We start from the raw sequence: 24666 nt of genomic DNA on the forward strand, positions 1-24666 counted from the left end.
CGCGCATATCCGTTGCGTTGATTCAGTATCTTTCGCTGGATTCTTTCAAAAGAAAGCCCAATAGCAGGCATTGTTTCACAGAAATTGCGCCACGTAATGCACATAATTTAGGCAGTTTATGAACGGAGGAGGGTCACATGAAAATCGGGTGCCCAAAAGAAATAAAACCACAGGAATTCCGCGTGGGCATGACACCGAATGCAGCTCAGGAAGCGGTGTCACGCGGGCATGAGGTGCTTATCGAAACCGGTGCCGGGATCGGCGCGGGGTTCGACAATGACGCTTACATCGCAGCTGGCGCGCGCATTCTGGACACGGCAGAAGAGGTGTTTGCCACCGCCGACATGATCGTGAAGGTCAAAGAACCCCAGGCCGGAGAGCGCAAGATGCTGCGCGAAGGTCAGTTGCTGTTCACCTACCTGCATCTGGCCCCCGACCCGGATCAGACCCATGACCTGCTGGAATCAGGCTGTACGGCCATTGCCTATGAAACCGTAACCGATGCCAATGGCGGCCTGCCGCTGCTGGCCCCGATGTCCGAGGTGGCCGGGCGCCTGGCCCCTCAGGTCGGATCATGGACCTTGCAAAAGGCCAATGGCGGGCGCGGTGTGCTGATGGGTGGCGTGCCTGGGGTTGGCCCGGCCAAGGTCGTCGTGATCGGCGGTGGCGTGGTTGGCACTCATGCGGCAAAGATCGCCGCTGGCATGGGTGCAGATGTGACCGTTCTGGACCGGTCCCTGCCTCGCCTGCGCTATCTGGACGACGTGTTCGGTGGCCAGTTCAAGAACCAGTACTCGACCGCCGGCGCAACCGCCGAACTGATCCGTGAGGCCGATATGGTCATCGGCGCGGTTCTGATCCCCGGCGCAGCAGCCCCCAAGCTGGTCTCACGCGCGCAGCTGTCGACAATGAAACCCGGTGCGGTACTGGTGGATGTGGCCATCGATCAGGGCGGTTGTTTCGAGACCTCTCGCGCGACCACCCATGCGGACCCGATCTATGAGGTCGATGGGGTGATGCATTACTGCGTGGCCAACATGCCGGGCGCTGTGGCACGCACCTCGACCATTGCGCTGGGCAACGCGACGATGCCGTTCATGCTGTCTTTGGCAGATAAGGGCTGGAAACAAGCGTGTCAGGATGACCCGCATCTGCTGGCCGGTCTGAACGTCCATGCCGGACAGCTGACGTACTATGCAGTTGGCAAGGCGCTTGGCATCGACGTCGTCTCGCCCAACGTGGTGATCAAGGCGTAACCCTCCCGCCCCTGAAAGCGCCTTCTGAAAAAGGCGCTTTACAGCGCTGGGCGTAGCACCGCGCCCTTGGCGCGGCGCGGGTACTCTACAAATAAACCGTCGCAAAACGAAACAGCGCCGCACGACAGTGCGGCGCCGGGCCCAACCGGAGGAGGGCATTTTGAATGCCCGTTCGACGGGCGGGAGCCCTTAGCCCTGTTTCTGAATTTCCACCGAATGCGGATAAGGGATCGAGACACCCTTGGCGTCGAAGGCTTCCTTGATGGTCTTAGTCAGCTCGAATTTCACATCCCAATAGTCCGCCGCAGCACACCACAGACGCGCTGTGAGATCGACCGAGCTGTCGCCCAGATTTGTGACCCTCACCCAGGGTTCCGGATCCTTGTGAATGCGCGCATCCGCGTTCGCCACATCCAGAATGATCTTCATGGCCTCATCCGCGCTGTCACCATAATCGATGCCAAAAACCAGATCGACGCGGCGTGTATCATGGGCCGAGTAATTGGTGATCACCGTTCCCCAGGCCTGTCCGTTTGGCACGATAATCTGCACATTGTCTGGTGTCACCAGTTCAGTCGTGAACAGGTTCAGGTCTCTGACCGTCCCGGCTGTGCCGCCGATATCGACATACTGACCCAGTTTATAGGGGCGGAACACGACCAGCATCACGCCCGCCGCCAGATCGCTGAGCGTCCCTTGCAGCGCAAGACCAATCGCCAGCGAGGCAGCACCCAGAATGGCAACGATACTTGTGGCCTCGATCCCGAAAATCCCCAGAACGGCCACAAGGACGATCGCCAAGATCGCCCATTTGACAAGGCTGGCAGCAAAATTCCCAAGCGTGGGATCGATCTGAGGCGTTTTGTTGATACGACGCCGCACAACGCCCGATACCATCCCGGCCACGATCCAACCGATGATCAGAACAATCAACGCCTTACCCGCACTCAACAGGATCGGCATATAGCCACTCGCTAAATCCACAGCTTGGTTTGCCATATCGACTGTCTGATCCATGTCAGATTTCCTTCTCGATCAAATTAGAAGGGGCACCGGTAACGATGCGGAGCCCCGTTTTCGTACCAACTTACGGATTTACTTCTTCAAAGCGTCCCGGATTTCCATGAGGATATCCAACTCGCTTGGGCCAGCGGGGGCTTCTTCGGCTGCTTCCTCTTCTTTGGCGGCTGCATCCTTAACGCGGTTCACAGACTTCACCAGCATGAACACAACCCATGCGATGATCAGGAAGTTGATGACCGCCATGATGAACGCACCATAAGCAAACACCGAAGCGCCGGTTTCACGCGCCGCTTCCAGGCTCGCCCCTTCGGCAACATCGCCTGCCAGCACGGCGTAGTTATTGGTGAAATCAATCCCGCCTGTGAACAGACCAATCAATGGATTGATCAGGTCCCCGACCAGCGATGTCACGATTGCGGTGAATGCAGCACCGATAATGATACCCACAGCCATGTCCATGACATTGCCCTTGGCTATGAATGTTTTGAATTCCTGGATCATGTGTTCCCTCTTTCCTGTTGTTAGCGTTTTTCGCCTCTGTTCGCGCATAGGCGCAGATTAATTGTGCGCTAATTGCACCCTAAAACATATTTTTTTATGGGAAAGCATGCCTATTTTTCCCCAATCAGATCATTCAGGAGAGCCCATGTCCGCTTTAGCCCCCTTCGCCGTGACCCAAAAATGGCCCGCCAAAGATCCGTCGGTCATTCAGCTCTATTCCTTCCCAACCCCAAACGGGGTCAAAGCATCGATCATGCTGGAAGAAACCGGTCTGCCTTATGAGGCGCATAAGGTCACACTGGCCGATGCCGACGTCAAAAGCCCCGAGTTTCTGTCACTGAACCCCAACAACAAGATCCCGGCAATCATTGATCCCAACGGTCCGGATGGTGAACCTATCGGCCTGTTCGAAAGCGGCGCGATCCTGCTGTATCTGGCTGAAAAGACCGGTAAGTTCATCGGTCAGAGTGCATCTGACAAACACCGCATCACCCAATGGCTGATGTTTCAGATGGGTGGCATTGGGCCGATGCTTGGCCAGCTTGGATTTTTCCACAAATTCGCGGGCCGCGAGATCGAAGATCCCCGCCCCCGTGAACGCTATGTGGCCGAGGCCAAACGTCTGCTGAACGTGCTGAACACGCAGCTTGAAGGTCAGGATTGGGTTGCCGGAGACTACTCGATCGCAGACATGGCCATTGCCCCCTGGCTGCGCGGATTGGACTTTTATGAAGCGAAGGATTTGGTCGGTTGGGACGATCACCCCAATGTCGTGGCCTATCTGGATCGTTTCTTGGAACGGCCTGCAGTTCAAAAAGGCTTGGTGACACCCGCGCGAGACTAAGGCCCCCCTCGCCCCGTTACCGACATCGGGCTTGCGGCCAGAACCGGTCGCAAGCCCATATTCTTAGCCCGGCAGCTTACCGGTCAGCACATAGCGCAGAACTTCGACCACCTGAGCGGGTTCCTCAGCCACAGCAAGTGCGGCGGCGTCGACCTCTTTCAGCGCGTGCTGATGATCAGGGCCATGCAACACGATCAGTGATTTACCCAAGGCAGCTGCGTATCCGGCGTCAAACGCTGCGTTCCATTGTTTGTATTTGTCGCCAAATCGCACAACGACCACATCGGCGTCAGCGATACCCTTGCGTGTGCGGATCGCGTTGACCATCGCGCCCTTATGGTCGTGCCAATACTTGTTCGGCTCAGCGCCCAGAATGGCAACGCCGCAATCGTCGCTGGCTGCATGATCGGTGACCGGACTGCTGAAAGAAACATCCAGCCCCTGCGCACCATCGATGATTTGTTCGCGCCAATCGGTGTGAATTTCCCCAGATAGATAGACGTTCAGGCCCATGGTTCCTCCAAAACAGTTTGAACCCTACTTAATGGGCAATCACGCAAAGCCCAATGCGTAAGCCGAAGAAACCACCTAAGGCGGCTATTTCTTTCGCGCCACCAGATACCGAGACGGGGGCTTTGCCGGATAGTTCCCGCTTTCGACGATTTCAAAACCGGCATCTGTGATCGTAGCTTCAAGCGTTTTTACGTCGAAGAGGTTCACATAAGGCGCTTTGCCAAACAGCTGCATCACAGGCAGCATGAGTTTCATCAGCCCAAATTTAAAACCCAAACTTCCCTCGGTAAGGCAAGGCGTTTTGGATATGAACAACCCGCCCGAGGGCAGACGTGCATAGATGTCCGCAAAGGCCTTTTCAATATCCGGTACAAGATGAAACACGTTGAAGCCAAGAATGATATCAAAGGACTGTTCATCGTCTGGCAAGGTGATGTCGATAGGCATGAACGAGATGTTGTCGACCCCTTCTTTTTTCGCCTTATCCCGGCCAATATCCAGCATCGCGTCAGAAAAATCGCTGGCCGTGATATGCGCGACTGACGATGCAAGCAGCAGCGCGGTTGAGCCGGTTCCGCAGCCAAGCTCAAGAACGTTGTGCCGTTGGGTCAGATAGGACCGGGTCCGTCCCAGAGTGTATTCATACGACTCCCTGTCACGGATTGGGCTACGCGCGTATTTCGCGGCAATGCCATCCCAAAATTTTGCACCAGTCTTCATGGCAAATCTCCTTTGCGGCCTATCTATTCATGCGGATATTGAATAGGAATTGCCGAAGATCGCAGAACGCTTATACATATTTGCATGAACAAAGCCGACGAATTTGATTGGAACCACATGCGCGCCTTTCTGGCGACTGCGGATACCGGGTCGCTCTCGGCAGCGGCGCGGCATCTGGGACAGAGTCAACCGACGCTTAGCCGTCAGATCGCTGCGCTTGAGGCCGATTTGGGCGTTTTGCTGTTCGAGCGTGTGGGCCGCTCGTTAGAAATCACGCAAGCTGGTTTGGAGATCCTGGAACACGCGCGCGCCATGGGCGAAGCTGCCAATCGGATCGCCTTGACAGCATCTGGTCAGGCACAATCGATCGAAGGGCGTGTTCGGATCACTGCCAGTGATGTCATGTCAGCGCATATTCTGCCGGATTTGCTACGCGAGGTTCAGGCACAAGCTCCACGTCTGCGGATAGAAGTGATCGCTTCGAACGATGTGAGTGACCTGATGCGGCGTGAAGCCGATATCGCAATTCGCCATGTGCGACCTGAACAACCTGATCTTATCGCCAAACTGGTGCAGGAAGCGCCCGGCCACTTTTATGCATCTTCCGCGTATTTGAACCGCATGGGGCACCCTGAATCGAAAAGCGATTTGCCCAACCACGACTTCATTAGTTTTGGCGACACCCATCAGATGATCGCTTATCTGGAGCCACTTGGCATTCACCTGACGGAAGATAATTTCAGGCTCGGTTCACATAATGGCGTTGTTGCTTGGGAATATGCCAAGCACGGCTTCGGCATCGCACCCATGTCGCAGAATGTAGGCGACGCGGCTTCAGAAATGGAACGGGTTCTACCTGACATGGACCCCTTTGAATTCCCGATCTGGCTGGTCGCACATCGCGAGCTGCACACCAGTCGGCGCATCCGGTTGGTCTTTGATGTGCTGACCAAGTTCTTCTCGAAATGAAAAGCACGCCCAAAGGCGCGCTCTGCAAAGTGTATATTGCTGCGATTACCCGCGTAGGACACCGCCCGTCGCTTTGGAAACCTTGGCGATGATCTTCTCGGCCACCGCCTCGATGTCTTTTTCTTTCAGCGTCGCGTCGGTGGGTTGCAGGCGCACGGTGATGGCCAGGGATTTCTTGCCCTCTCCCAGGCTACCCCCGATAAATTCATCAAAGACGCGCACATCCTCGATCAGCGCTTTGTCAGCACCCGCAGCGGCGTTGACCAGCGTCAGCGCTTCGACACCTTCGTCAACGACAAAGGCAAAGTCACGCTCGACCGCCTGTAGATCGCGCAGCTCCAAAGCCGCGCGGGTCGCACCGGATTTACGGGGCAGAGGTACCTGATCCGGCCAGATGGTAAAGGCCATCGCCGGGCCCTTGATATCCATCGACTGCAGGATGCGTGGATGCAATTCACCAAACACGCCCAGCACCTTTTTCGGACCCAGGCAAATCTTGCCGTGACGGCCCGGATGCCACCAGGCATCCCCATCGCGCAGGATCTGAACCTTAGCGGGCGCCCCGATGGCTGCCAGAACAGCCTCAGCATCCGCTTTGACATCAAACAGATCAACCGGGCGGGACGCGCCATGTACGTCCTTGGGACCAGAACGGCCAACCAAAAGGCCAGTGATCTGCGTTTGCTGTTCCCCCGGCTCTCCGTCATGGAACACCGGACCAACCTCAAACAGGGCCACATCCGCATAACCACGCGCCTGATTGCGCGCCGCGGCCTGAAGCAATCCGGGCAGTAGATCGGGGCGCATGTGGCTCATCTCTGACGAGATCGGGTTTTCCAACTGAGTCGCCGCGTCCCCGCCTCCGAACAAAGCCGCTGCATCCTGATCAATGAAAGTGTAGGTAACACATTCGTTGTAACCCAGCGCAGCACACGTGCGCCGCGCCATCGATTGGCGGCGCTGTGTCGGTGTCATCACCGGCTTCGGGATGCCATCGGTCACGCGTGGCAATGGCTTGCCCTGCAACTTGGTCAGTGAAGCAATCCGCGCGACCTCTTCCACCAGGTCGGCCTCACCCATGACATCAGGGCGCCAGCTGGGCACATGGGCCATTTCACCTTCGAGGCGGAAGCCCAGACGCGTCAGGGTCTGGCGCTGATCGCTTTCTGGAATGTCCATGCCAACCAGAGACTGCACACGTTCCGCATCCAGCTTGTAGGCACGCGCATGGTTCGGCGCTTTGCCAGCCTCAACCACCTTGGACGCTTCACCACCACAGATATCCAGGATCATCTGGGTCGCACGTTCCAGCCCTTCAAGCGTGTATTCCGGATCAACCCCACGTTCGAACCGATAGCGCGCGTCCGAGTTGATCTTCAGCGCGCGGCCCGTCAGGGCGATCTGCACATGATCCCAGAACGCGCTTTCGAGAAAGACATTCACTGTGTCTTCGTTACAGCCTGTCTCTTCTCCGCCCATGATACCAGCAATCGATTCTGGGCCGTCGTCGTCCGAGATAACCATCATGCCGGGGTGCAGCGTGTATTCCTTCTCATCCAGCGCGACCAGTGTTTCGCCACCCTTGGCGCGATGAACACGCAGGTTGCCCTGCACCTTGTCGGCATCAAACACGTGCAGCGGGCGGTTGTGATCGAAGGTCATGTAGTTAGTGATATCGACAAGCGCCGATATTGGACGCAGACCAATCGCCTTCAGTTGATCCTGCAGCCATTGCGGGCTTGGGCCGTTTTTCACACCTTTGATCAGTCGTCCCGTGAAATGCGGCGCACCGTCCAGAGTATCCTCATCAATGGTCACCTTGATCGGGCTTTCAAAATCACCCGGCACCGGAACGTAGTCGCGTACCTTCAACGTCCCCAGACCGCGCGCCGCCAGATCACGCGCAATACCCGCAACGCCCAGCGCATCGGGACGGTTCGGGGTGATCGCAATCTCGATCATCGGGTCGATCTTTGACGGGTCATTCTCGGCCAGCCAGTCGACGAACTGATCACCAACCTCGCCCGAGGGCAGCTCGATGATACCGTCATGTTCATCCGACAGCTCCAGCTCGCGTTCCGAGGCCATCATGCCAAAGCTTTCGACACCACGGATCTTGCCAACACTGATGGTGATATCCAGACCGGGGATATACATGCCCGGTTTGCAGACCACGACCGTGATGCCTTCACGCGCATTTGGGGCGCCGCAGATGATCTGCAGATCGCCCTCATCCGTCGCCACCGTGCAGACGCGCAGCTTGTCGGCGTCAGGGTGCTTTTCGGCATGTTTCACATGGCCCAGCGTAAAGCCCTTCAACCGATCCGCCGGATTCACGATCTCTTCGACCTCAAGGCCAAGATCGGTCAGCGCCTCGGCGATCTCATCAACCGATGCGTCGGTGTCCAGGTGATCCTTGAGCCAGGAAAGAGTGAATTTCATCGGTCGTCATCCGCCAGTAAAACTTGGGTCAGACCGCGTTTAACGGATATTGCGAACAGGGGAAAGAGGCCGCGTGCAGCCCAGCCGCCTACTCGTCCGCAACCGTGTTTGAAACGCTATCAGAACCGGCGAAAACCGCCAGTATCCGCGCGATGCCCGGGCCCGGGTTCACCCCATTGTGTGGCGATTGGAACGCTTCGACAAATGCATCGCCTTCCCTGTAGGTTTTGGTTCCTTTGTCGCCATAATCGACAGTGATTTCCCCTTCCAGAACATAGGCCGCCAACGGGGCGTCATGACGATGCAAGCCGGTCTCCTTCCCCGGTTGCATTGTGACGATAGCCATGGTGATTTCTGGCGTACCCGCAGGGTATTCCAAAGCCTCACCAATCACCGAAGTTTCGGTTTGCAACAACACTTCCACCGGCGGATAGGTGTCGCGGGCGAAGGCCGGAACAGAGGCCAATATCAAAGCAAAAGACAGAACCAGTTTCATTGCACGCACCCTGTTTTGGCGGACATCGTCAGGCACCAGAAGTGGCAAAGACAGCGCCGATATTCAAGCGCAGCGCGTCACGGATAGGTAGGTGTACGTCCTAAAAGCTCGTCCAGCTGTCGCCCGATCCAGCCATGGGGGATAAAATGCCCGCCGGGATGGGTGTCCAGCACCACCTGCCCCTGCGCGCAATCGGTCCATTCCATGCGGCTAAGCGTCAGGAACGGCTCGACACTCCAATCCCCGCGCGGGGTTGCATCGTGGCAGTCATAGGCCCCGCGCCACAGGGCCACCGGATAGGTCGCGTCGCCGTTTGCGCCATAGGGAAAATCCATCACTTTGTCGCGCAGGCCATGCACATGGCGCGCCTCGGCCGGGGCCTCTGGGCAGGTTTCGGTCTGCTGGATTGAACCGGCCACGGCCAGCAAGGCGGCGATGTCGTCGCCTGACTGGCAAACATAGCGCCACGCCATCGCGCCGCCATAGGAATAGCCCGAAACATAGATGCGGTCGCGGTCAATCGGATATTGTTTGGCCACATCCTCCAGCACCCGGTCGGCAAAGGGTACGTCCCGCGTATCCGCCGACCAGAAGTTCCAGGTTTTGCCCAATCCGTTGGGGGCCACCAGCAGCACGCCCCGCAGCTTGGTCGCGCCCGCAATGCGTTCGTGGTTCACCACCACAGTCCCCTGTCGCGCCCAGCCGTGGAAATGCAGCAGAACCGGCAGAGGCGTTTCGCCATCCCACCCGTCCGGCTCCAGCACGTGGTACGAACGGTCGCCAACCTGACAAGCGGTATCGCCGTGGCATTCGGTATTCCAAGGCCCCATGGCAAAGGCCGGTGTGGCTGTCATCAGAAGGAGAAGCAGTCGATAGATCATGGGCCTGACCCTACCCAGCCTGAGCGCCGAGTCACGTCACAAGCCCGTGGGGCAATGTAACAAGCCGCGCCATCGCCAGACCGTGGGGTGGCGATCCTTAGTTTGTGGTGGGCACTTTAGTCCAGCCAAATCCGTGCACTGTTCGAGCGGTGCGCTGGCGGAGACAAATCGCCAGCCCGTGCGGGCGGTCTGGCGATGGCGCGGCGGCCTATCGGCCTTTGCTCCGCGCCTATTTCTTGTAACGATCAATAAGCTTCTTGGTTTTCCACAATTGAGTCTCTTTGTCTCGCGCCGCTCGTTCTCGTTTTTCTCGAACCTTCTGATTTGCCATCATGAAAAGGAGGGAGAATGGTGCGGATATAAGCAAAATTAGTACGCTCACCCATCCAGGCAGAAAACTCGCAAGCGCACAAAAGAGAACGAACCATCCAAAGAGGACTACATTCCCCACCCAACGACCATTGCGGGAAGAGAACGCAAAACTCCAATCATAGAATTTCGAAAGATATACTCCTAGTAGATACACTATCTATCACCACTTCCAAAAACTGCTGCTCCGTATCTATCACCACTTCCAAAAACTGCTGCTCCGTCTATTGATCAGGTCTTGGGTTTTCTCTCTTTGAAACCTGTCGCGCAGATAGAAACCTCCTGTTCGCAAAAACTCCAGTGCCGCAACAAGAACGCCCGGCAGGAACAGAAGCGCGGATAAAAGAAAAGCGATCAACACGGTCGCTGAGTCTCTTTCCCAAACCCACGATGCGAGCGTTGGCAGCACAAACACCGCGAGAAACAAACACAGCAGCCATAGCAACGGATAGTTGGAAACCCTGCGCTTCCACCAATCTCGATATGCTGTTAGCCAGTCGTCCAAAACTACCTCTATCGCGACAAACCACCATGCAGGTTCGGCATATCCAGCGCCGCAAACCCGTAGTGCCGCAGCCAGCGCAGGTCGGAATCAAAGAACGCCCGCAGGTCCGGGATGCCGTATTTCAGCATCGCCAGACGGTCGATGCCGATGCCGAAGGCAAAGCCCTGATAGACCTCAGGATCAATCCCACCAGCGGCGATCACCTTGGGGTGGACCATGCCCGAGCCCAGAATCTCCATCCAGTCGTCGCCCTCGCCGATCTTCAGCTGGCCGTTATCCCAGGAACAGCGGATATCGACCTCGGCCGACGGTTCAGTGAATGGGAAGTGCGAGGCGCGGAAGCGCAGCTCGACATCATCGACCTCGAAGAACGCCTTCACGAACTCTTCCAGAACCCATTTCAGGTTCGCCATCGAGATGTCCTTGTCGATGGCCAGCCCTTCAACCTGATGGAACATCGGCGTGTGGGTCTGGTCATAATCGGCGCGGTAGACGCCGCCCGGACAGATCACGCGGATCGGCGCGCCCTGCAGCTCCATCGAGCGGATCTGTACCGGAGACGTATGCGTTCGCAGCACATGCGGCGGGCGATTGTCGCCCTCGGCGCGGTGCATGTAGAACGTGTCCATCTCGGCCCGCGCGGGGTGGTGGCCGGGAATGTTCAGCGCATCAAAGTTGTGCCAGTCGGTCTCGATCCGCGGCCCTTCGGCCACCGAGAAGCCCAGTTCGGCAAAGATCGCGGTCAGTTCCTCGGTTGCCTGGCTGACCGGGTGGATCGAGCCCTGACGGCGCGCGCGAGTCGGCAGGGTGACATCCAGCCATTCGGTGCGCAGACGCTCATCCAGCGCGGCATCGGCCAGAGCGGCCTTTTTGGCAGCCAGAGCTGAGTTGATCTCATCCTTCAAGGCGTTTAGCGCCGGACCTGCAACCTGACGTTCCTCGGGCGTCATCTTGCCCAGCTCGCGCATCTTCAACGCGACCTCGCCCTTTTTGCCCACGGCAGCGACACGGATCGCCTCAAGCGCGTTTTCGTCGCCCGCCTCAGCAATCTGCCCCAGATATTTTGCCTTAAGATCGTCCATGACGCCCTCTGAATTTGGTCGCCAACCTGCTATCGGGCCAGCCCCGTGAATGCAAGCGGGACGCGGTGGGTCAATAGCTGTATTCGGGATAAATCCGCGTCAGATCGCCGTTCCAGTCACCATTGTAGTGTTCCAGCAACTCATCAGCAGGCACCTTGCCGGTTTCGATGCTTTCCTTCAGCGCGTTCAGGAAATGCGTCTCATCTGGCACAAGGCCCCCGGCACCCGGACGGGCGCGGGATTTCAAGCCCGCTTCTGAGATCGCCACAACCTCGCGCGCCAGATCGTGCATGTTGATGTCGCCAACTTGCGCTTGAAGGCCTTTGACGGCGGCTTGCACCCGCAATTCCTCGCGCGTTTCGGCGTCCCAGCGCTTGATCAGATCCCAGGCGGCGTCCAGTGCGCCTTGGTCGTAAGTCAGGCCAACCCAGAAGGCAGGTAAAGCACACAGCCTGCGCCACGGGCCACCATCAGCGCCGCGCATCTCCATGAACTTCTTGATCCTTGCCTCAGGGAAGGCGGTGGTCAGATGATCGGCCCAATCCGACAGCGTGGGCGTTTCACCGGGCAAAGCGGGCAATTCGCCCTTCAGGAAATCCCGGAAGGATTGTCCCAAGGCGTTGATGTATTCACCGTTGCGGTAGACAAAATACATCGGCACATCCAGCGCGTATTGCACGTAGCCTTCAAAACCAAACCCATCTTCGAACACGAAAGGCAACATACCGGTACGCGCGTCATCCAGATGCCGCCAGATATGGCTGCGCCAGCTTTTCTGGCCGTTGGGCTTGCCCTCGAAGAACGGAGAATTGGCAAACAGCGCCGTTGCCACCGGTTGCAGCGCCAGCGCCACGCGCAGCTTCTGCACCATGTCGGCCTCGGAGCCAAAATCGATATTGACCTGAACCGTGCAGGTCCGCCGCATCATGGCGCGGCCCATGGTGCCGACCTTTTCCATGTAGTCGTTCATTAACCGATAGCGGCCCTTGGGCATCAGCGGCATCTCATCATGGGTCCAGATCGGAGCGGCACCCAGTCCGATGAAACCCACGCCGATCTCGTCGGCGATGTCCTTCACCTCACGCAGGTGAGTGTTCACCTCATCGCAAGTCTCGTGGATTGTTTCGAGCGGGGCACCCGACAGCTCCAGCGCGCCACCGGGCTCAAGGCTGACATTGGCCCCGTCCTTTTCCAGACCGATCAGCTTGTCGCCTTCACGCACCTCGCCCCAGCCATGGCGATCCCGCAACCCTTCCAGCACGGCCACGATCGAGCGTTTGCCCTCGAACGGCAGGGGTTTCAAGCTGTCTTTGCAATAGCCGAACTTCTCATGCTCGGTTCCGATGCGCCAATCTTCCTTGGGCTTGCAGCCCGACTCCAGATATTCGGCCAATTGCGCGTGGCGCTCGATCGGACCGCCGCCGGACTGAGGGATGGACATGAGACCTGTGCTCCGATCCTGCTGTGTCTGTCTTGACGGTCAGTCGTGGGCGCAATTGGCGCCAGTGTCAATGCAGCCGAAGGTGGGCGGGGCGGGATGGTGTGCGTTCCCAGATGACCACCGGATGAGCCGAGCGGCCGTTCAATTCCATCAGCATTTGTTCGGTTTTCAACCCGGGCAGCGCCGAGAAGACGTCGAATAGCGCCTCAGCCCCTTCCGCATTCACAGGAATGTGAAGCGCTGGTTGTCCGGGTTGATCCAAAACCCAATGTGCCGGGGCTGAGGTGGGATCAAGCGCCAGCCTCTCAATCTCACGCGTGGCGACCATGCCACCGTCCAACGGGCCGAAATAGGTAATCTGGCCTTCGTCCACCGTCACAATGCCCTGCCCGCCCGATCCCGTGCGGAACCGGGCACGCTGAACCCCGATCACGGCCAAGGCGCTAGCGACCACGACCAGCACCCATCCAAGCCACCCCAGTAAACCACCTGGCCCACTGATCCAGCTGAGACCCAGCACCAAAACCAGCGCGGCAATTAACACTTCGCGCCAGCGCCACAGGGCCAGTTTTGCTTCGGGTCGGATAAAGCTCATTCGACTTCTTTGCATTCTGTCCCGCGATAAGGTGCCGGAATACTCTCAAACCGCATTTCTCCAAAGTCTCCGATCAGTGTGTTGCCTTCTAAAGACTTGCGAAATAGCTTTGCGCCTTCGCAATGATAAAAGTTCAAAAGCACTGCGGGTCGGCCCCTTCTTTCGTCGTTCATACATCGTAGTTCCGCGATATCTTGTTCAGCCGCTCTGCCCCATTCGGACCGAGGTCTAAAATGCAACCACGGTTTCTTAGATCTGTCCAATTTGAAACCAGATCTCAGAGTTTCAATGCCTTGGTCATTTGCCGCGCCTAGAAGTGAAACTGTTGTGTTGTCGACAAAGAAACCGCCGCAAGAGTATGTAAGATGAAATGGAAAATACTCCAACGCTGTAAAATAAGGTGGCTTGCTGATTGCCATAAACGCGTAGGAGGAGTCTTTTTGCATCCCACCCACTAAAAAATGGCGGCCGTCGGGAGAAAGTGCGCAATCGCTTTCGTAGATACGGGTCTTGATCCATTGCCCAAAAGTGAATTTGTCTCCATTGGTCTGCCAGTGAATCAGGCGATAAAGACTATTGCTCGCCCGAAAGAGGATCACTGCATCGCTGTTCTCAGTCGCGAAGAAAAGATGAAGCTCCTGTCTCGGCTGTTGTTTCACGCCCAATCCCCCAACGCCTGTTGCCACATGGTCAGAGCGGCCACCGCAGCCGTATCGGCGCGCAGGATACGCGGCCCGAGACTAACCACATGCGCAAAAGGCAATGCAGTGAGCCGCGCGCGCTCTTTGTCAGAAAACCCGCCCTCGGGACCGATGAGAATGGCCCAGGGCTGGCCTTTCTCATTGGCGGCCAATCGAAGGGCCGGGCCAGCCTCGGCCTCATCACAAAACATCAGGTTCCGCCCCTCAGGCCATGTGTCCAGCACCCGGTCCAACCGCTTCAACTCGGCGACCTCGGGCACGTAGGTTCCGCCGCATTGCTCGGCTGCCTCAACAGCATGGGCTTGCAAGCGATCTTGCCGGATACGTTCGGAATTGGTGAATTGGGTCTGAACAGGCAGAATTCGAGCGGCCCCCATCTCGGTTGCTTTTTCCACGATGAAATCCGTGCGCGCCTTTTTGATCGGTGCAAAAAGAAGCCACAAATCAGGGGGCAGCTGCAGCGGTTTGGTTTGCTCCACACAGCTCAGAACACCGCCGCGTTTTCCGGCCTCGGCCACCTCGGCCAGCCACTCGCCATCCTTGCCATTGAACAGGGCCACAGACCCACCCACCGACAGGCGCATGACACCGAACAGGTAATGGGCCTGCTCGCGCGTCAATTCAACGGATTGCCCCTGACCCAAAGGCTGATCTACATACAGTCTGATCTTCGCACTCATGAGGCCTTACATATGCAAGGCAATGCCCCAACACCAGATGGTCAGGTCGCTGATGCCGTAAGCGGTAACTGGGTAGACACATATGCCCCGGACTTCACCCGCCCCTACCTGCGCCTCAGCCGCGCAGACCGGCCTATCGGAACATGGCTGCTGCTGATTCCCTGTTGGTGGGGTTTGGCGCTCGCAATTTTGCATGACGGGCAACCAAGGCTCGAAGATTTGTGGATCGCCATCGGTTGTGCACTGGGTGCCTTCCTGATGCGCGGGGCGGGCTGCACATGGAATGACATCACGGATCGCGAGTTTGACGCGCAAGTGGAGCGCACGCGGTCGCGCCCTCTGCCATCCGGGCAGGTCACCGTTCGGCAAGCTGTGATCTGGATAATCCTGCAATGTGTGCTCGCTCTGGGCATCCTGCTCAGCTTCAACCAAGCGGCAATTGCGATGGGCGTCCTGTCGCTGTTGCCCGTGACGATCTATCCCTTTGCCAAACGGTTCACATGGTGGCCACAGGTGTTTCTGGGCCTTGCATTCAACTGGGGCGCTTTGCTGGCTTGGGCGGCCCACACGGGCAGTTTGGGATGGCCCGCAATCACGCTCTATCTGGCGGGGATTGCGTGGACGTTGTTTTATGACACCATCTACGCGCATCAGGATGCGGAAGATGACGAGCTTGTAGGCATCAAATCCACAGCACGCCTGTTTGGTACCGATACCGCAAATTGGCTCAAATATTTTCTGGTGGCCACAGTTGCGCTGATGGGGTTGGCGATTGTGGACGCCATGGTGCCCCACGCATCTATTCTGGCACTGGTCATCGCCCTTGGCGGCCCCTGGGCCATGGGTTGGCACATGATGTGGCAGTTGCGCGGGTTGGATATCGAAGACAATAGAAAGCTGCTGCAACTGTTCCATTCCAACCGGGACACCGGCCTTATTCCGCTGATATTCCTCTGCGTTGCATTGCTGCTCTGATTGCACCTGCTGGCCGGGGTCTGTAAGAGTTCGCCAAACGCCCGAGGAGTTCAAAGCCCGCACATGCGTCTGCCCTATGTTCTGTCTGTTTCCCTGATCTTTGCTGTGTCTGCGGGGCTCTCACTGTTGGCAGCCAGTTTTGCCGTCACAAAGATCGAGGAAACGTCGGAATTTGCGGTGCGCCGCGCGCTGGACCTGAACGGCCACGATTGGGCCGAAGTGCAATCCGACGGGTTGCGCGTTGTTCTGACCGGGACCGCACCGGACGAGGCCAAACGCTTCAACGCTCTAACCGCCGCAGGCACCGAGGTCGATACCTCGCGCGTCATCGACGAGATGGATGTCACCCTGACCACCGCTCTGGCCGCGCCCCGCTTTTCGACTGAGATCCTGCGCAATGACAGCGGTATATCGATCATCGGCCTGATCCCAGCTAGCGAGGATCGGGAGGAACTTGTCGACAGGTTAAACGATCTGGACCCGACTGTGGCAGTGTCGGATCTGATGGAAACTGCGGACTATCCCAAGCCAGATGGCTGGGACGATGCCATCACCTATGCGATCAGCGCCTTGTCACGACTGCCCCGAGCCAAAATATCGGCCAGCCCAGGGCTGGTCCGGGTGACGGCGATTGCGGACAGTCAGGCCGAGAAAGAACGGCTGGAGCAGGCGCTGACCCGCGCTGCCCCGCCCAGCTTGCAGATCGGCCTGTCGATCTCGGCCCCGCGTCCAGTGATCACACCCTTCACGCTGCGATATCTCATCGGGACTGATGGCGGGCAGTTCGATGCGTGTTCGGCCCAGGATGAAAAAGCCCGTAATCAAATCATGGCAGCGGCTCAATCCGCAGGTTTAACCGCCCCGTTTAGCTGTACCATTGGCCTGGGCGTCCCTACGCCGCGCTGGCCCGAGGCGGCTTCGCTGGGAATCAAGGCATTGGCGGAAATCGGCCAGGGGTCATTGACCATATCAGACGCAGATATGACCCTGATCGCTGCGCAGGGCACAAATCCGAACGTGTTTGATCGTGTGGTGGGCGAGTTGGAAAACGCCCTGCCCGAGGTCTTCGCCCTGCACGCCGTTCTGCCGGAACCAGAGGCGGAGGGGGCAAACGAACCCACCGAATTCTCGGCTACCCGCAGCCCCGAGGGCCTTGTGCAACTGCGCGGCCGGGTCGGTGACGAAACACTGCGCGACATGGTCGACAGTTATGCCCGCGCAACCTTTGGCTCGGAACAGGTGCACACCGCCACCCGCGTTGTTCCCGACCTTCCGGGGGACTGGCCCGTGCGCGTGCTGGCCGGGCTTGAGGCGCTGTCTCAGCTTCACAACGGTGCGCTGACCGTCACGACGGAGACGGTCGACCTGCACGGCATCAGCCATGACGAAGAGGCAAAGGCCCGGATCGCGCGCCTGTTGTCCGAGAAACTGGGCGACGCGCAAGAATTCAGCCTGTCGATCACCTACGTGGAGCCGCCCGAGCCTGAGGACGCCCTGCCCGACCCGGAGCAATGCGAAGAACAGATCGCCCAGATACAGTCCGCCAGCAAGATCGCGTTCGAGCCCGGCTCGGCTACAATTGCAAGCGACTCGCGCGATACAGTTAATCAGATCGCCGACATCCTGCGCGACTGTGGTCCAATCCGGATGGAGATTCAGGGTCATACCGACAGTCAAGGCCGCGAAGAGATGAACCAGCAACTTAGCCAGGCGCGCGCGCAATCCATCTTGAACGAGCTGCGCGGACGGCGGATTCCAACCTCAAGCTACACAGCCGTTGGCTATGGTGAAACGCAGCCCATCGCCGACAATGACAGCGAAGCGGGCCGTGAAGAAAACCGCCGGATCGAGTTTCGTCTGATCCGCCCTGCGCCCACCGAGAACACCGAGACAGGGCTGGAAGCGCTTGAGTCCGAGACAGGCGCGGCAGAGCAGACCGACACGACCGCATCAGAACCCGATGCGGATGCAGAGGACCAGTAAGTTGAACAGAATCGAATTCATCATCGCCACAGCCATCATCTTGTTCGCGGCGTTCTGCATGGGCTGGTTCGCCAACTGGCTGGCACATCGCCTGTCGCGGGTCCGTCAAAGCGACGTGGCCGATCTGGACCGCATGAGCCAGGAACTGCACGAAGCCGAAGAGACGCGCGATCAGGCGATCACCTACCTGCAACAGCGCGAGGCAGAACTGACCAACCAACTGACCCAGACCGAAGCCGAACTGGCCGCCGCCATGGACGGGTTGCGCGCGGCAAGGCAAGAGGCTGAGGAGTTGCGCGGGCGCATCAACAACGCGGACTGATAGTCCACGACTACCAGCGAGTCAGCGCTTCTTCGTCCTCATCCTTTGCGGCAACCCATTCCGCGCCTGAGCGCGTGATCTCTTTCTTCCAAAACGGCGCGCGGGATTTTAGGTAATCCATAAGGTACTCGGCCGCCTCGAACGCATCCTTGCGATGCGGGGCAGCCGTGGCCACCATCATGATCCGGTCTCCTGGGGACAACCGCCCATAGCGATGAATCACCAGCACATCCCCCAATGACCAGCGCGCCTGCGCCTCTTCTGCGATCTTGGTCAGGGCACGTTCGGTCATGCCCGGATAGTGTTCGATCTCCATCACATCCAGATCGCCCGAGGCCAAATCGCGCACCACGCCGGTAAAGGTCACGATGGCGCCATTGGCGTCACCCCCAGTGGCGAAGGCGTTGGCCTCGGCCCCCAGATCGAACGGGTCTTCCTGAACGACGATACGCATGTCAGCCGCCGGTCATGGGTGGGAAAAACGCCACTTCGCGCACACCGTCCAAGGGTGCATCGAAATCCGACAGTTCCTGATCCAACGCCACCCGCAGGGCAGAGATATCGGCAAATGCAGCAGCATAGCGCTCTTCACGTGCGCTGAGTTCTGCAACCAGTTCCGACACGGTCGCTGCGTCTGTCTCGACCTTCTCTTTCGGCAAGCCGATCCGCTCGCGCACCCAGGCGAAATACAGCACGTCCATCGGTTAGCTCTCCTTCAGATGAGGCATGGCTTTACGTAGGTAGTCATAGCCGGTGATCAATGTCAGGGCCGCAGCGATCCACAGCAGCCACAGGCCGATCTGGCCTGACCAATACATACCCTCAAGCGTCCAACCTATGTTGTTCACATCCTCTATTTGGCCGGTCAAAACCTGATCAATGGTGATCGCATCCATCCCGAACGTGGCCATCACAAAATAGTGCTCGAAAATACCCTGCGAGAACAGGATCGCAATCGCTACCATTTGCGCGGTTGTCTTCCACTTGGCCAGTTTGGTGACCTTGAGCGTCCCAGCAACATCGCCCAAATACTCGCGCAGACCCGAGACGAAGACCTCGCGGAACAGGATCACGGTAGCGGGCAGAACCAGCCACGGTGTCCAATGCTCGGTCGAATAGCCGACAAGAATCATCAGTGCGATCACTACCATCGCCTTGTCGGCAATCGGGTCCAGCATCGCGCCAATCTTGGTTTCCTGCTTCCACGCCCGCGCCAGATAGCCATCGAACCAATCTGTAATCGCCGCAGTCATGAACAGGATCAGCGCAAACCAATCCGCGTAAGGGCGGGTGAAATACAGAAACATTACGGCCAGACCGGGGGCCGCCAGCAGGCGCAGCAAGGTCAGAATATTCGGCAAGTTCCACTTCATGGGTAAACCCTACATCGCCGGGTCAGGACAGAAAAGACAAAGGGTTAAAAAACCGCACCAATCCCAGAGGCTTGGTCAAAGTGGCACAGCCGACCAGATGCACGCTTTTTCGCCCTTGGCCCAGGGCCGGAATGACGTCAGATTGCGGATGAATTTGCCAAGGGCACAGAATGACCGCACATATCGAAACGGACGCGCGCGCAAATTTGATCGGCAGCGCCTGGATGATCGGGGCGATGGCGTGTTTCGCGCTGGAGGATGCGCTGCTGAAAGCCACCGCCTTGGCCTTGCCCATCTGGCAAACACTTGTCCTGTTCGGGCTGGGCGGATCGCTGATCTTTGCCAGCGTCGCCAGGGCGCGTGGCACACGCCTGTGGCAGCCCGACGTCTTGTCGCCTGCAATGAAAATCCGTGCAGTTTTTGAAATTCTGGGGCGCCTGTTCTACATCCTGGCCTTCACGCTGACCCCATTGTCCTCGGCCACAGTAATTCTGCAAGCCACACCGCTTGTTGTTGTCGCCTGCGCCGCGCTGCTGTTCGGCGAAACCGTTGGCTGGCGGCGGTGGAGTGCCATTCTTGTGGGTCTGATCGGTGTTGTCATCATCATCCAACCAACAGGTGACAGCTTCAGCGTCCTATCTTTGCTTGCCGTGTTCGGGATGTTGGGATTTGCCGGGCGTGATCTGGCCAGCCGGGCGGCACCGGCCAGTCTGAGCACCGAAGTGCTAGGGTTTTATGGCTTCGTCTGTGTGATCATCGCGGGGTTTGCCTATAGCTTTTGGGAACAAGTACCCATTGTATCGCTACCCCTTGACACAAGCCTGCATATGACCGGCGCCGTGGTACTTGGAACCATTGCCTACGCGTCGCTGATGAAGGCCATGCGGATCGGAGAAGTGTCGGCCGTGACGCCCTTCCGCTACTCGCGCCTGCTGTTCGGGGTTGCGTTGGGCGTGATCTTCTTTGGCGAGCATCTGGATCAGACCATGTGGATCGGCAGCGCGCTGATCGTGGCATCTGGGCTTTACATCCTGTGGCGCGGGCGACGGACCTAGCCTTTGTCGTGGAAGAAATCGTAGACTTTTTGCGCCAACCCGGCTGAGATCCCCTCGACCGCTTTCAGATCCGCCAGATTGGCGCGGCTGACCGCCTTGGCACTGCCGAAATGGGTCAGCAAAGCACGTTTGCGCGCTGCACCCACGCCGGGAATTTCATCCAGTGGCGTCGCCCCAACGGCCTTGGCGCGTTTCGCACGGTGAGTGCCGATGGCAAAGCGGTGTGCCTCATCCCTGAGACGTTGAATGAAATACAATACGGGGTCGTTGCGTTTCAGGGCAAAGGGGCGCTGACCGATGCGGTGGAATTCTTCCTTACCGTGGTCCCGATCGACGCCCTTGGCGACACCAACCATCGGGATGTCTTCAACGCCATACTGCTCCATGATCTCTTGCACTGCGCTCACCTGTCCGGCCCCACCGTCGATCAACAACAGGTCCGGCCACATGCCTTTGTCGCGATCCGGGTCTTCCTTTTGCAGGCGCGTAAAGCGTCGGGTCAGAACCTCTTTCATCATGCCAAAGTCATCGCCGGGTGTCAGGTCATCGCCACGTATGTTGAACTTGCGATAGGCGTTTTTCATGTACCCTTCGGGCCCTGCCACGATCATGCCACCCACCGCATTGGTGCCCTGGATATGAGAGTTATCGTAAACCTCGATCCGTGCCGGAGGCGCATCCAGGTCAAACGCTTCGGCCACACCGCGCAGCAGCTTGGCTTGCGTGGCACTTTCGGACATGCGGCGGGCCAGCGACTCACGCGCGTTGCGCAGGGCTCCGGCGACCAGCTCCTGCTTTTCACCGCGTTGAGGCACAAGGATTTCAACCTTGCGACCTGCTTTGTCAGTCAGCGCCTCCTGCATCAGATCAGCGTTCTCGATCCCATCCGACAGAATTAACTGACGTGGCGGTTCCTTATTGTCATAGAACTGACCGAGGAAAGCCTCCATGACTTCGGCGGGGGACACATCTGCCCCGACCCGAGGGTAGAAGTCCTTGTTCCCCCAGTTCTGGTTGGCGCGGATGAAGAACACCTGAACACAGGCCTGACCGCTGTCCATATACATGCCAATCACATCCGCCTCGGTCACGCCGCGCGGGTTGATGCCTTGGCTGGTCTGCACCTGTGTCAGCGCCCGTATACGATCACGCAATCCGGCGGCGCGTTCGAACTCCATCGCTTCGGACGCAGCCATCATCTGGTCGGCCAGATCTTCCTGCACCTTGGTGGATCGCCCCGATAGGAACCGTTCCGCATCTTTGACGCTTTCGCGGTAGTCGCCCTCGGAAATCAGGCCAACACACGGCCCCGAACACCGTTTGATCTGATACAGCAGACAGGGTCGCGTCCGGCTGTCGAACATGGAATCCGAGCAATTGCGCAGCAGGAATGCCTTTTGCAACTGGTTCAGCGTCCGGTTCACCGCACCCGCGCTGGCGAAGGGGCCGAAATACGTGCCTTTTTCCTTCTTCGCCCCACGATGCTTTTTGATCTGCGGAAAGGCATGATCCTTGGCAACCAGTATGTTCGGGAAACTCTTATCGTCGCGCAGCAGCACGTTGTACTTGGGCTTGAGCTGCTTGATCAAGTTCTGCTCCAGCAGCAGCGCTTCGGTCTCGGTCCGAGTGGTCAGGAACATCATCGATGCGGTCGCAGCGATCATCTTCTCGATCCGACCGGAATGCCCCGGGCGCGTGTAGTTCGACACCCGCGCTTTCAGGTTTCGCGCTTTGCCCACGTACAAAACCCGACTATCGGCATCCAACATCCGATAGACGCCAGGCGAACTGTCCAGCGTCTTCACATAGCGCTGAATGCAGGCGTAGCCGGTTGGCTGAGTGTCCGAGGTCGATTCGCTTGGGCCGGTCATAGCTCTGAGATATGATTCTCTGGCATTGGCTGCAATCTTGTGGACCACAGTTCAAGAGAAAACAAATCCACGGTTTCTGTGGATAAGTATGCAGATAAGTTTCCCTGATCTGGGAATCTTCCTTGATTCATTGCCAGTTCGCCGATTTGCACAAAAATTAGGCGCTATCCTAGTGCTTTGTTTTATAACGCTATTTTTTTGAGGCGCTAGCAAGTACATGAAAAAAAAGACATTTTTGTAACGCGCATGTAACAGAAAAGCGAGCGGTGCAAAACTTGCAGCGGATTTACCTATTCTACGCCCAGAACATCGGGGGTTTGCCACCCCAGATGCTGCCCGCCATCAACGCATAAAAGCTGCCCTGTGACCGCATGAGCATCGAGAAAATAGCCGAGTGCCGCCGTGATATCCGAGGGATTCGCACCACGTTCCAGCACCGTGCTCGCGCGTTGGGCCTGAAAGTGCTCCTCAGACTGTCGATGGCCTTGCATGGTCGGGCCGGGCCCAATGGCGTTGACTCGGATCGCAGGTGTCAGCGCCTGCGCCGCCGTTCGGGTCAGTGCCCAAAGCCCCATCTTGGCAATGGTGTAGGTCATGAATTCCGGCGTCAGCTTGCGCACCCGCATATCCACCATGTTGACGATCAGCCCGGTCGCCACCGGTTCACCCTGCGCATCGGTTTCGGGCTGCAGGCCCTGTTCTGCCATGGCCTGCGTCAGCACGAAGGGTGCCCGCAGGTTACTATCGATGTGCCGGTCCCAGCTTTGGCGCGTGGCCGTGTGGATGTTGTCATATTCAAAGATCGAGGCGTTGTTCACCAGACAGGTGATAGGCCCGCCCAGCGCCTCAGCCGCGCGTGGAAGCAAGGCCGCGACCTGCGCCTCATCCAACAGATCCGCCTGCAGCGGAACCGCCTTGCGGCCCAAGGCTTCAATCTGTGCAACCGTCTCTGACGCAGGCTGTTCCGAGGTCGCATAATGCACCGCCACATCATACCCGCGTTTGGCCAGATACAGCGCCATGGCTCGTCCCAAACGAATTCCGGCTCCGGTCACTAAGGCTCGGGACATGGGCTACCTCTCTTTGTCAGATCACATCAGCAATGCGGTGAGATAAAGCGCATAAAGAAACGTCAAGACCAGACCCCAGATGCGCGAGATATCCTGTTTGAAAAACACAAACGGGATCAGCAGCAGCGAGGCCCCCAGCATCACCCACAGGTCAAAGCGCAGGAATTCCGGGTCGACGGGGATGTTGCCGAACCAGGTGGCTATGCCGACAATGGCCAGAAGGTTGAACATGTTCGACCCGATCACATTGCCCAGCGCCACGTCCGCCTGCCGCCGCAGCGCGGCCATAACCGTTGTCGCCAACTCGGGCAAAGACGTCCCAATCGCGACCAGCGTGAGGCCAATCACGGTTTCGCTGATGCCATACATACGTGCGATAATTGTGGCGTTGTCCACCAGAAGGTGCGCGCCCATCGGCAAACCAATCAGGCCCAGGATCAGGTAGATCGAAATCTTCCAATACGGCATGTCTGGATCAGCCTCTTCCAGACCATCCAACTCATCATCAGCCGCGCAGGCTTTGCGATGTGCTTTTGCATCACGAAACGCGTTCCACAGAACCAGCCCAAGTGCGGCCAACAGGATTGCGCCGCTGAACAGGTTGAAGACACCACAAAAGGCCAGGCCAATGAACAGAACACTCGCCAGCAACATAAAGACATAGCTTTTGCGGCTGTCGCACTCGCTTGTGTGCAGGGTCGCCAGCAATGCGGGCACACCCAGTACCAACAGGATGTTGGCGGTATTGGACCCAACGACGTTGCCCAGCGCAAGACCAGGCGCACCTTCATCAATCGCGCTGATGGCGATCAACAATTCAGGCGCCGAGGTTCCAAAGGCCACGATGGTCAGGCTGACGATCAGGGCAGGTACCCCCAATCGTAGGCTCAGGTTCACTGCTCCGCGTACCAGCGCATCGCCTGCCAATAGCAGGATCACCAAACCCAGGCCGGAGAGCAGCCATGCCGTCATGTCCGGCCTCCTTTTTCACAGGCACAA

General features: G+C 58.0%; 26 protein-coding genes. 7 read left to right on the top strand and 19 right to left on the bottom strand.

What is annotated here, in order from left to right; all coding sequences use genetic code 11:
• Positions 1–137: 137 nt before the first annotated feature.
• On the top strand, positions 138–1256 hold the full coding sequence (gene ald, locus ACR0EL_RS18245) for an alanine dehydrogenase (RefSeq protein WP_480501475.1): 1119 nt from the start codon (positions 138–140) through the stop codon (positions 1254–1256).
• A gap of 189 nt (positions 1257–1445) precedes the next feature.
• Here ald and ACR0EL_RS18250 read toward each other — a convergent pair whose 3' ends face one another.
• Both ACR0EL_RS18250 and mscL read right to left on the bottom strand, forming a co-directional pair.
• Positions 1446–2219 (bottom strand): mechanosensitive ion channel family protein, encoded by a 774-nt coding sequence (locus ACR0EL_RS18250; protein WP_480501515.1) that lies wholly within the window; start codon positions 2217–2219, stop codon positions 1446–1448.
• A gap of 132 nt (positions 2220–2351) precedes the next feature.
• Positions 2352–2780, bottom strand: a complete 429-nt coding sequence (gene mscL / locus ACR0EL_RS18255; RefSeq protein WP_170535682.1) for a large conductance mechanosensitive channel protein MscL — start codon at positions 2778–2780, stop codon at positions 2352–2354.
• A gap of 145 nt (positions 2781–2925) precedes the next feature.
• Between mscL and ACR0EL_RS18260 the strand changes: the two genes are divergently transcribed.
• Complete coding sequence (locus ACR0EL_RS18260) at positions 2926–3624, top strand: glutathione S-transferase family protein (protein ID WP_480501476.1); 699 nt, start codon at positions 2926–2928, stop codon at positions 3622–3624.
• A 63-nt stretch (positions 3625–3687) separates the two neighbouring features.
• Here ACR0EL_RS18260 and ACR0EL_RS18265 read toward each other — a convergent pair whose 3' ends face one another.
• Together ACR0EL_RS18265 and ACR0EL_RS18270 are read right to left on the bottom strand one after the other, a co-directional pair.
• The gene (locus ACR0EL_RS18265; protein ID WP_480501477.1) at positions 3688–4137 is read right to left on the bottom strand and encodes a YtoQ family protein; all 450 of its coding nucleotides are present in this window, start codon (positions 4135–4137) and stop codon (positions 3688–3690) included.
• An 84-nt stretch (positions 4138–4221) separates the two neighbouring features.
• Entirely contained in the window at positions 4222–4857 is a 636-nt protein-coding gene (locus ACR0EL_RS18270) for a class I SAM-dependent methyltransferase (protein ID WP_480501478.1), read from the bottom strand.
• Between the two features lie 84 nt (positions 4858–4941).
• On the opposite strand from ACR0EL_RS18270, the gene ACR0EL_RS18275 reads away from it, so the two are divergent.
• Positions 4942–5826 carry a LysR family transcriptional regulator gene (locus ACR0EL_RS18275; RefSeq protein WP_480501479.1) on the top strand — a complete coding sequence of 295 codons (885 nt, stop codon included), beginning with the start codon at positions 4942–4944 and terminating at the stop codon, positions 5824–5826.
• 45 nt (positions 5827–5871) lie between these two features.
• On the opposite strand, the gene pheT is transcribed toward ACR0EL_RS18275, so the two are convergent.
• The 9 genes from pheT to ACR0EL_RS18320 all read right to left on the bottom strand — a co-directional run bounded on the left by pheT (position 5872) and on the right by ACR0EL_RS18320 (position 15018).
• Complete coding sequence (gene pheT / locus ACR0EL_RS18280) at positions 5872–8268, bottom strand: phenylalanine--tRNA ligase subunit beta (RefSeq protein ID WP_480501480.1); 2397 nt, start codon at positions 8266–8268, stop codon at positions 5872–5874.
• A gap of 88 nt (positions 8269–8356) precedes the next feature.
• Positions 8357–8764: a cupin domain-containing protein gene (locus tag ACR0EL_RS18285; RefSeq protein WP_480501481.1), complete on the bottom strand. Its 408-nt coding sequence runs from the start codon at positions 8762–8764 to the stop codon at positions 8357–8359.
• Between the two features lie 77 nt (positions 8765–8841).
• Positions 8842–9645, bottom strand: coding sequence for a CE1 family esterase (locus ACR0EL_RS18290; RefSeq protein WP_480501482.1), 804 nt, complete (start codon positions 9643–9645; stop codon positions 8842–8844).
• A 565-nt stretch (positions 9646–10210) separates the two neighbouring features.
• Positions 10211–10519, bottom strand: a complete 309-nt coding sequence (locus tag ACR0EL_RS18295) for a hypothetical protein (RefSeq protein WP_480501483.1) — start codon at positions 10517–10519, stop codon at positions 10211–10213.
• A gap of 8 nt (positions 10520–10527) precedes the next feature.
• Positions 10528–11601 (bottom strand): phenylalanine--tRNA ligase subunit alpha, encoded by a 1074-nt coding sequence (gene pheS / locus ACR0EL_RS18300; protein WP_480501484.1) that lies wholly within the window; start codon positions 11599–11601, stop codon positions 10528–10530.
• 70 nt (positions 11602–11671) lie between these two features.
• On the bottom strand, positions 11672–13042 hold the full coding sequence (locus tag ACR0EL_RS18305; RefSeq protein WP_480501485.1) for a glutamate--cysteine ligase: 1371 nt from the start codon (positions 13040–13042) through the stop codon (positions 11672–11674).
• Between the two features lie 67 nt (positions 13043–13109).
• The gene (locus tag ACR0EL_RS18310; protein ID WP_480501486.1) at positions 13110–13637 is read right to left on the bottom strand and encodes a hypothetical protein; all 528 of its coding nucleotides are present in this window, start codon (positions 13635–13637) and stop codon (positions 13110–13112) included.
• On the bottom strand, positions 13634–14296 hold the full coding sequence (locus tag ACR0EL_RS18315; RefSeq protein WP_480501487.1) for a hypothetical protein: 663 nt from the start codon (positions 14294–14296) through the stop codon (positions 13634–13636). Before ACR0EL_RS18315 ends, ACR0EL_RS18310 begins: the two co-directional genes overlap by 4 nt.
• Positions 14293–15018, bottom strand: coding sequence for a 16S rRNA (uracil(1498)-N(3))-methyltransferase (locus ACR0EL_RS18320; protein WP_480501488.1), 726 nt, complete (start codon positions 15016–15018; stop codon positions 14293–14295). The genes ACR0EL_RS18315 and ACR0EL_RS18320 overlap by 4 nt, the downstream gene beginning before the upstream one ends.
• A gap of 12 nt (positions 15019–15030) precedes the next feature.
• On the opposite strand from ACR0EL_RS18320, the gene ubiA reads away from it, so the two are divergent.
• The 3 genes from ubiA to ACR0EL_RS18335 all read left to right on the top strand — a co-directional run bounded on the left by ubiA (position 15031) and on the right by ACR0EL_RS18335 (position 18298).
• Positions 15031–15993, top strand: a complete 963-nt coding sequence (ubiA, locus tag ACR0EL_RS18325; RefSeq protein ID WP_480501489.1) for a 4-hydroxybenzoate octaprenyltransferase — start codon at positions 15031–15033, stop codon at positions 15991–15993.
• Positions 15994–16056: 63 nt separating this feature from the next.
• A complete protein-coding gene (locus tag ACR0EL_RS18330) occupies positions 16057–17976 on the top strand; it encodes an OmpA family protein (RefSeq protein ID WP_480501490.1) in 1920 nt (639 codons plus the stop codon).
• A gap of 1 nt (position 17977) precedes the next feature.
• Complete coding sequence (locus tag ACR0EL_RS18335; RefSeq protein WP_170446384.1) at positions 17978–18298, top strand: hypothetical protein; 321 nt, start codon at positions 17978–17980, stop codon at positions 18296–18298.
• Between the two features lie 10 nt (positions 18299–18308).
• Here ACR0EL_RS18335 and ACR0EL_RS18340 read toward each other — a convergent pair whose 3' ends face one another.
• The 3 genes from ACR0EL_RS18340 to pgsA are packed head-to-tail and all read right to left on the bottom strand — an operon-like array spanning position 18309 to position 19671.
• Positions 18309–18752: a molybdenum cofactor biosynthesis protein MoaE gene (locus ACR0EL_RS18340; RefSeq protein WP_480501491.1), complete on the bottom strand. Its 444-nt coding sequence runs from the start codon at positions 18750–18752 to the stop codon at positions 18309–18311.
• Between the two features lies 1 nt (position 18753).
• Entirely contained in the window at positions 18754–18999 is a 246-nt protein-coding gene (moaD, locus tag ACR0EL_RS18345; protein ID WP_480501492.1) for a molybdopterin converting factor subunit 1, read from the bottom strand.
• A gap of 3 nt (positions 19000–19002) precedes the next feature.
• Positions 19003–19671 carry a CDP-diacylglycerol--glycerol-3-phosphate 3-phosphatidyltransferase gene (pgsA, locus tag ACR0EL_RS18350; protein WP_480501493.1) on the bottom strand — a complete coding sequence of 223 codons (669 nt, stop codon included), beginning with the start codon at positions 19669–19671 and terminating at the stop codon, positions 19003–19005.
• A gap of 170 nt (positions 19672–19841) precedes the next feature.
• Between pgsA and ACR0EL_RS18355 the strand changes: the two genes are divergently transcribed.
• Positions 19842–20726: a DMT family transporter gene (locus tag ACR0EL_RS18355; RefSeq protein WP_480501494.1), complete on the top strand. Its 885-nt coding sequence runs from the start codon at positions 19842–19844 to the stop codon at positions 20724–20726.
• On the opposite strand, the gene uvrC is transcribed toward ACR0EL_RS18355, so the two are convergent.
• From uvrC to ACR0EL_RS18370, 3 genes are all read right to left on the bottom strand, one after another.
• A complete protein-coding gene (uvrC, locus tag ACR0EL_RS18360; RefSeq protein WP_480501495.1) occupies positions 20723–22597 on the bottom strand; it encodes an excinuclease ABC subunit UvrC in 1875 nt (624 codons plus the stop codon). The two genes, ACR0EL_RS18355 and uvrC, sit on opposite strands and share 4 nt — an antisense overlap.
• A gap of 290 nt (positions 22598–22887) precedes the next feature.
• Complete coding sequence (locus tag ACR0EL_RS18365; RefSeq protein ID WP_480501496.1) at positions 22888–23667, bottom strand: SDR family oxidoreductase; 780 nt, start codon at positions 23665–23667, stop codon at positions 22888–22890.
• 21 nt (positions 23668–23688) lie between these two features.
• Positions 23689–24639 carry a calcium/sodium antiporter gene (locus ACR0EL_RS18370; protein ID WP_170535642.1) on the bottom strand — a complete coding sequence of 317 codons (951 nt, stop codon included), beginning with the start codon at positions 24637–24639 and terminating at the stop codon, positions 23689–23691.
• Positions 24640–24666: the final 27 nt, after the last annotated feature.

The sequence above is a fragment of the Ruegeria sp. AH12 genome (assembly GCF_056541465.1).